This window comes from Streptomyces sp. NPDC043878, assembly GCF_056435735.1.
Window position 1 is genome coordinate 167,046 of sequence record NZ_JBWKDW010000008.1, and the last position, 6,132, is coordinate 173,177.

Here is a 6,132-nt window from a genome sequence, read left to right on the forward strand (position 1 = left end):
CCGGGCCGCGTGGCGCGGATCAGACCTGCGTACGGTCCTCGACGACCTGCGCGATCTTCGCGATGGCCGCCTCGAAGGGGATGCCGTTCTCCTGGGAGCCGTCGCGGTAGCGGAAGGACACCGAGCCGTTCGACATGTCCTCGTCGCCCGCGATGACCATGAAGGGCACCTTCTGCTTCTGGGCGTTGCGGATCTTCTTCTGCATGCGGTCCGAGGAGGAGTCGACCTCGACCCGCAGCCCCTTCTTCTTCGCCTCGGCGGCGAACCTGTGCAGGTAGTCCGCGTGCGCGTCGCCGATCGGGATGCCGACCGCCTGGACGGGCGCCAGCCACGCCGGGAACGCGCCCGCGTAGTGCTCCAGGAGGACCGCGAAGAACCGCTCGATCGAGCCGAACAGGGCGCGGTGGATCATGACCGGGCGCTGCTTGGTGCCGTCGGGGCCGGTGTACTCCAGGTCGAAGCGCTCCGGCAGGTTGAAGTCGAGCTGCACGGTCGACATCTGCCAGGTCCGGCCGATCGCGTCCTTGGTCTGGACGGAGATCTTCGGGCCGTAGAAGGCGGCGCCGCCCGGGTCCGGGACCAGCGGGAGGCCCTGCTTCTCGGCGACCTGGCGCAGCGTCTCGGTGGCCTCCTCCCACACCTCGTCGGAGCCGACGAACTTCTCCGGGTCCTTGGTGGACAGCTCCAGGTAGAAGTCGGTCAGACCGTAGTCGCGCAGCAGGTTGAGGACGAAGGTGAGCGTCTTGTCGAGCTCGTCGGCCATCTGCTCGCGGGTGCAGTAGATGTGCGCGTCGTCCTGGGTGAAGCCGCGGGCGCGGGTCAGGCCGTGCACGACGCCCGACTTCTCGTAGCGGTACACGGTGCCGAACTCGAAGAGGCGCAGCGGCAGTTCACGGTAGGAGCGGCCGCGCGCGTCGAAGATCAGGTTGTGCATCGGGCAGTTCATGGGCTTGAGGTAGTAGTCCACGCCCTCGTCGAGCTGCATGGGCGGGTACATGCCGTCGGCGTACCAGTCCAGGTGGCCCGAGGTCTCGAAGAGCTTCCCCTTCGTGGCGTGCGGGGTGTAGACGAACTCGTAGCCCTCCTCCTCGTGCCGGCGGCGCGAGTAGTCCTCCATGACCCGGCGCACGACGCCGCCCTTGGGGTGGAAGACGGCGAGGCCGGAGCCGATCTGCTCCGGGATGGAGAACAGGTCGAGCTCGCTGCCGAGCTTGCGGTGGTCGCGCTTCTCGGCCTCGGCGAGGAAGTCGAGGTGCGCCTTCAGCTCTTCCTTCGTCGGCCACGCGGTGCCGTAGATGCGCTGGAGCATGGGGTTCTTCTCGCTGCCGCGCCAGTAGGCGGCCGCGTTGCGCATCAGCTTGAACGCCGGGATGTTGCGGGTGGTGGGCAGGTGGGGGCCGCGGCAGAGGTCCTTCCAGCACAGGTCACCGGTCTTGGCGTCCAGGTTGTCGTAGATCGTCAGCTCGCCGCCGCCGACCTCGACATCCGCGCCGTCGTCGGTGGAGGCCGAGCCCTTGATGCCGATGAGCTCCAGCTTGTAGGGCTCGTTCGCGAGCTCCTCGCGGGCGGCCTCGTCGCTCACCACGCGACGGGCGAACCGCTGCCCCCGCTTCTGGATCTCCTGCATCTTCTTCTCGACGGCCTTGAGGTCCTCGGGCGTGAACGGCCGCTCGACGTCGAAGTCGTAGTAGAAGCCGTCCTTGACCGGCGGGCCGATGCCCAGCTTGGCCTCGGGGAACAGCTCCTGCACGGCCTGGGCCATGACGTGCGCGGTGGAGTGGCGCAGGATGTTCAGGCCGTCCTCGGAGGAGATCTCGACGCCCTCGACGGTCTCGCCGTCCCGCACGGCGTAGGCGAGGTCCTTGAGCTCTCCGCTCACGCGCGCGGCGATGACGGAGCGCTCGCCGGCGAAGAGCTCGGCGGCCGTGGTGCCCGTCGTCACCGTGCGCTCTTCCCGCTCGGAATCGCGTTGGATGATCACACGGACGTCTGACACCGGTCTCTCCTGACTGCAGGGTGGGCGCGGCGCCGTACCGAGAGCGCACGCAATACCGGATCGTACCGACCCGGGGCGGCCCACCGCGAAATCATTCCCCGCCGCAGGCCTCCTCGAAGAAGTCGAGGTTCTCCTGGAGCGACTTCATCAGGCGGTCCCGCTCGGCCTCGTCCACCTGCACGGGGACGACGCCGGAGGCTCCGGTGAGCCGCCGGAAGCCGCCCCGGCTCTCCAGCCGGCCGTGCACCCGCACCGGCAGTCCGACGAGGTGGGCGTGGCCGGCGATGCGGTACGCCTCCTCGTCCAGCGTGAGCCGCACGTGCGGCACCTCGGCGCCGGCCAGGACCCGCAGCCGCACCAGGCCCTCGCCGCGCGGCCCCGACCTGCGCATCCGGACCACCGCGCCGGTGATCCGCACGGACACGGAGGGTTCCTCGCGCAGGTAGCGGGCGCCGGCCTCGCGCAGTGCCGGCAGGTCGCCGGGCGAGAACTCGACGGGTCCGGCGGCGGCGCAGTCTTCGGGGACGCCCGCGGACGGCGCCCACGCGACGGCGATCCGGGCGCCCTCGGTGCCCCGGACCAGGGTGACGAGGGCCTCGGTGAGTTCGCGGCTGACGCCCGCCGCGACGGCCCCGTCGAAGGCGTCCATTCCGCCGGTGGCCCGCTGGTAGTCGACGGCCTCGCGGGCGGCGTGCAGGGCCTGGTGGAGACGGACGGCCAGTGCCCGCCCGGAGGCGACGGGCACGAAGGCGGTCAGGCCGTGGCCGCCGGCCGAGGCCCCGACCAGCACGCTCTCCAGGGACGCGGCGGCGGCCCCGCGGTACCGGGCGCCGTAGTAGCCGGCCCGGGCGCGGGTGGCGAGCGCGGCGGCCAGCAGGGTCTGCCGGGCGGCCGTGCGCAGTTGTTCCTCGACCGTCCAGGGCGCGGCGGGGGCCGGTCCCGCCGGTGTGTCCCGCCACCAGCGGATCTCGTCGCTGGGCACGGCGAGCCCGATGAGCACCTCGCGGGCGGAGGGCGTGCCGCTGCGGGCGAGGGCGACCAGCGCCTCGCCGAGCAGGTCGTCGCTGTCGGGGAAGGCGCGGCTCTCGGGCACGAGCAGGCTGGTTCCGCCGCCGCCGGGACCGGGCGGGGTCCAGCGGCCGTAGCGTCCGGCGGCTCCCCCGCGCCGCTGCCAGCCGTGCCGCCGCAGCAGGGCGGCGAGCACGACGGGGTCGACCCCGCCGGGCTCGGGAGGACGGTCCCAGGCGGCTTCGTCGGGGTGCGGCCTGACGGCCCGCAGCGGCTCGTGCAGTGGTCGGTGGGTCATGGTCTGCCTCCCGTCCCGACCCGCGTCATGATCTCGCACAGGGCGCGGTCGTCGAAGACGCGCGAGGTCGGTATGCGCACGGTGGTCCGGTTCCGGCCGGTGACCGGGTGGCCGGCGAGGTTGATCCAGTAGCAGCAGTGGCGCAGGTCGAGCCGGTCGTGGCTGGCGCGCAGCCAGTCGTCCTGGGACCGCGGGACGAGCATCACGACGAGGATCTTGTGCACCGAGACCGGGGTGCGGGCGAGCTTCGCCAGGTGGGCGTTGTCGAGCGTGAAGGAGAAGAACCGGCCCGGCGGGTTCGGCGCGATCTGGTAGGTGCACTTCAGCTGCACCTTGATGGTCACCTCGTCGTCGACGGTGTGGCCCGGGGAGCCGTGACTGACGTGCCAGTCGATGCCGTTGTCCGGGAAGGGCTGGGACAGCGAGCATCCCGCGGCCGCGGCGACCGCGTGCAGATAGCCGACCTGGAGTGTCTCCATGCAGGCGGTGGTGGCGAGTGAGCCGCGCTGGGGTGCCGTCCGTTCGGGCAGCAGCCCGCCCCGCTCGGGCTGCGCTATCGCCATGACCAACAGCCTTTCCCGCTGTGTGAATCCCCGTAATGAGCCGCTGAACTGCAAAGACCCGTACTTCTGTTGTGTCCTTCCGGCGTACGGCGCAAACAGCCCGGGTATCACCAAACAGGCAGAAGACGGAGCGTCAGCTGCGGTGGCTTGACGAGGAGTTGCATGGTGATGACGTGCTGGTATGAAGGCCCTCTGGCCGCCTTCGACACGGAGACCACGGGCGTCGACGTCGAGACCGACCGGATCGTGTCGGCCGCCGTCGTCGTCCAGGACGCCCCGGGCACGCGGCCGCGGATCAGCCGGTGGCTGGTGAACCCCGGTGTGCCGGTGCCCGCCGAGGCGACGGCGGTGCACGGCCTGACGGAGGAGCACCTCCAGCGCAACGGCCGCTGGCCCGCGCCGGTGATGCACGAGATAGCCCGGGAGCTGGCGGAGCAGGCCGCGGCGGGCCGTCCGCTGGTGGTGATGAACGCGCCGTTCGATCTGACGCTGCTGGACCGGGAGTTGCGCCGCCATCGGGCCTCGTCCCTGGACCACTGGTTCGAGGCGTCGTCGCTCTGGGTGCTCGATCCGCGGGTCCTGGACAAGCATCTGGACCGCTATCGCAAGGGCCGCCGCACCCTGACCGACCTGTGCGAGCACTACGGCGTCGTCCTGGACGGCGCGCACGACGCGGGGGCCGACGCGCTGGCCTCGCTCGACCTCGTCCGCGCGGTCGGGCGCCGGTTCGCGACCCGGCTGGAGCGGCTGTCGCCGGCCGAGCTGCACACCCTCCAGCAGGTGTGGCACGCGGCGCAGGCGCGCGGCCTGCAGGCGTGGTTCGCGCGCAGCGGCACCGACGAGGTGGTGGACACGGCGTGGCCGCTGCGTCCGGAACTGCCCGCGGCGGCCGCGTGACCGCACGAGCGTCACGGCCGTACGGCGGCGCGAAAAAGCCGGTCCGCTGCTGCGGACCGGCCCTTCCCGGTGGGCGATACTGGGTTCGAACCAGTGACCTCTTCGGTGTGAACGAAGCGCTCTCCCACTGAGCTAATCGCCCGGGAACGCAGTGAACAATACAGGTCCCCGCGGCCTTCCTTCAAACCGCTCCTCGCCCGTCCCCCAGCCAGGCCGCCAGTCCGCGCCGCCCGGACCGCATCATCAGCCAGTGGTTGGCGCGGAAGAACGGCCGTCCCACGGTCGCGAACCGTCTGAGCGACGGCTTGTGGACCTCCACCGCCTGGTCGTAGCGGGCGAGGCTGCCGGTGCCGTGCGGCACGACCGTCCAGCGCGCCCAGCCGTCGAGGTCACCGGACATGGCGATCTCCAGGACCCCGGCGGCGGGGTCGCGGCGTGCCTCGCGGGCGGTGAAGGTGAGGTCGTAGGGGATGAGGGAGCGGACGCGGACGATCCCGGTGGTGTCGTCGGTGCGGCGCACCTCACGCACCTGGCGCCACCAGCGGGGGTAGTCCTCGGCCCGCTCCAGCGCGGCGTACACGGCGGCGGGCGGCGCGGGCAGGGCCCACAGGCTGCGGAAGCGGTAACGGGTCCGGTCCATGTGCCGAGTGTGCCCCGCACGGGCCCGAACCGCGCCGTCCGGACGGGTTGAGTACGGTCTGAGTACGCGCACTCATGCCCTACGACGTGACGCGGGCCACGCTGCGAGGCATGACGCATATTCCGCCCCCGGCCGAGGAGTTGCGGTTCCTCGACGCCGAACTGCGGCAACTGGACGCCCGCCGGGCCCAGTTGCTGGCCCGCCGCGCCTGGCTGCTGACCTCGCTCCAGCCGGTACGGCCGAACGGGCCGGCGCCCGCGGCGGCGCCCCGTCCGGAGACCACCGCGCCGGGTGTGCAGAACGTCCTGCTCCTGCTGGGCGGGGTCCTGCTGACCGTGGCGGCGATGGTGTTCACCCTGGTCAGCTGGGGTCACCTGGGGATCGCCGGCCGGTCCGTGGTGCTCGGCGCGGTCACGCTGGCGACGCTCGGCGCGCCCGTGGCGCTGCTGCGCAGGGGGCTGCGTTCGACCGCCGAGTCGGTCGCGGGCCTCGGGCTGGCCCTGACGGTGCTGGACGCGTACGCGCTGCGCGGGGCGGTGTTCCCGGCGGCGGACGGCGTCACCTGCTCGGCCGCCGCCGCGACCGTGCTGGCGGCGGCCTGGACGGCGTACGGCATGGCGCTCGCGGCGCGGCCGGGCCCGGCCCCCCCGCGGCCGCCAATCCCGGCCCCCCTGGTCTTTCCCTCACCCCCCACGGTGCTCCTGGTGGTGGCGGCCGGCGGAGGTTCGCG

5 protein-coding genes, 1 tRNA gene and 1 pseudogene are annotated in these 6,132 nt (G+C 72.2%); 2 read left to right on the top strand and 5 right to left on the bottom strand.

The window, feature by feature from the left end; all coding sequences use genetic code 11:
* Positions 1 to 19: 19 nt before the first annotated feature.
* The 3 genes from thrS to AC07AZ_RS13855 all read right to left on the bottom strand — a co-directional run bounded on the left by thrS (position 20) and on the right by AC07AZ_RS13855 (position 3,865).
* The gene (thrS, locus tag AC07AZ_RS13845) at positions 20 to 1,996 is read right to left on the bottom strand and encodes a threonine--tRNA ligase (protein WP_478847179.1); all 1,977 of its coding nucleotides are present in this window, start codon (positions 1,994 to 1,996) and stop codon (positions 20 to 22) included.
* 91 nt (positions 1,997 to 2,087) lie between these two features.
* Complete coding sequence (locus AC07AZ_RS13850; protein ID WP_478847181.1) at positions 2,088 to 3,302, bottom strand: hypothetical protein; 1,215 nt, start codon at positions 3,300 to 3,302, stop codon at positions 2,088 to 2,090.
* Positions 3,299 to 3,865 carry a DUF4365 domain-containing protein gene (locus AC07AZ_RS13855; RefSeq protein ID WP_478847183.1) on the bottom strand — a complete coding sequence of 189 codons (567 nt, stop codon included), beginning with the start codon at positions 3,863 to 3,865 and terminating at the stop codon, positions 3,299 to 3,301. The genes AC07AZ_RS13850 and AC07AZ_RS13855 overlap by 4 nt, the downstream gene beginning before the upstream one ends.
* 168 nt (positions 3,866 to 4,033) lie before the next feature.
* Between AC07AZ_RS13855 and AC07AZ_RS13860 the strand changes: the two genes are divergently transcribed.
* Positions 4,034 to 4,762, top strand: a complete 729-nt coding sequence (locus tag AC07AZ_RS13860) for an exonuclease domain-containing protein (protein WP_478847185.1) — start codon at positions 4,034 to 4,036, stop codon at positions 4,760 to 4,762.
* Positions 4,763 to 4,832: 70 nt separating this feature from the next.
* On the opposite strand, the gene AC07AZ_RS13865 is transcribed toward AC07AZ_RS13860, so the two are convergent.
* Together AC07AZ_RS13865 and AC07AZ_RS13870 are read right to left on the bottom strand one after the other, a co-directional pair.
* Positions 4,833 to 4,904, bottom strand: a tRNA-Val gene (locus tag AC07AZ_RS13865).
* Positions 4,905 to 4,943: 39 nt separating this feature from the next.
* Complete coding sequence (locus AC07AZ_RS13870; RefSeq protein WP_478847187.1) at positions 4,944 to 5,402, bottom strand: SRPBCC family protein; 459 nt, start codon at positions 5,400 to 5,402, stop codon at positions 4,944 to 4,946.
* A gap of 110 nt (positions 5,403 to 5,512) precedes the next feature.
* Here AC07AZ_RS13870 and AC07AZ_RS13875 point away from each other — a divergent pair.
* Positions 5,513 to 6,132: pseudogene (locus AC07AZ_RS13875) on the top strand (SCO7613 C-terminal domain-containing membrane protein); the annotation flags it as partial.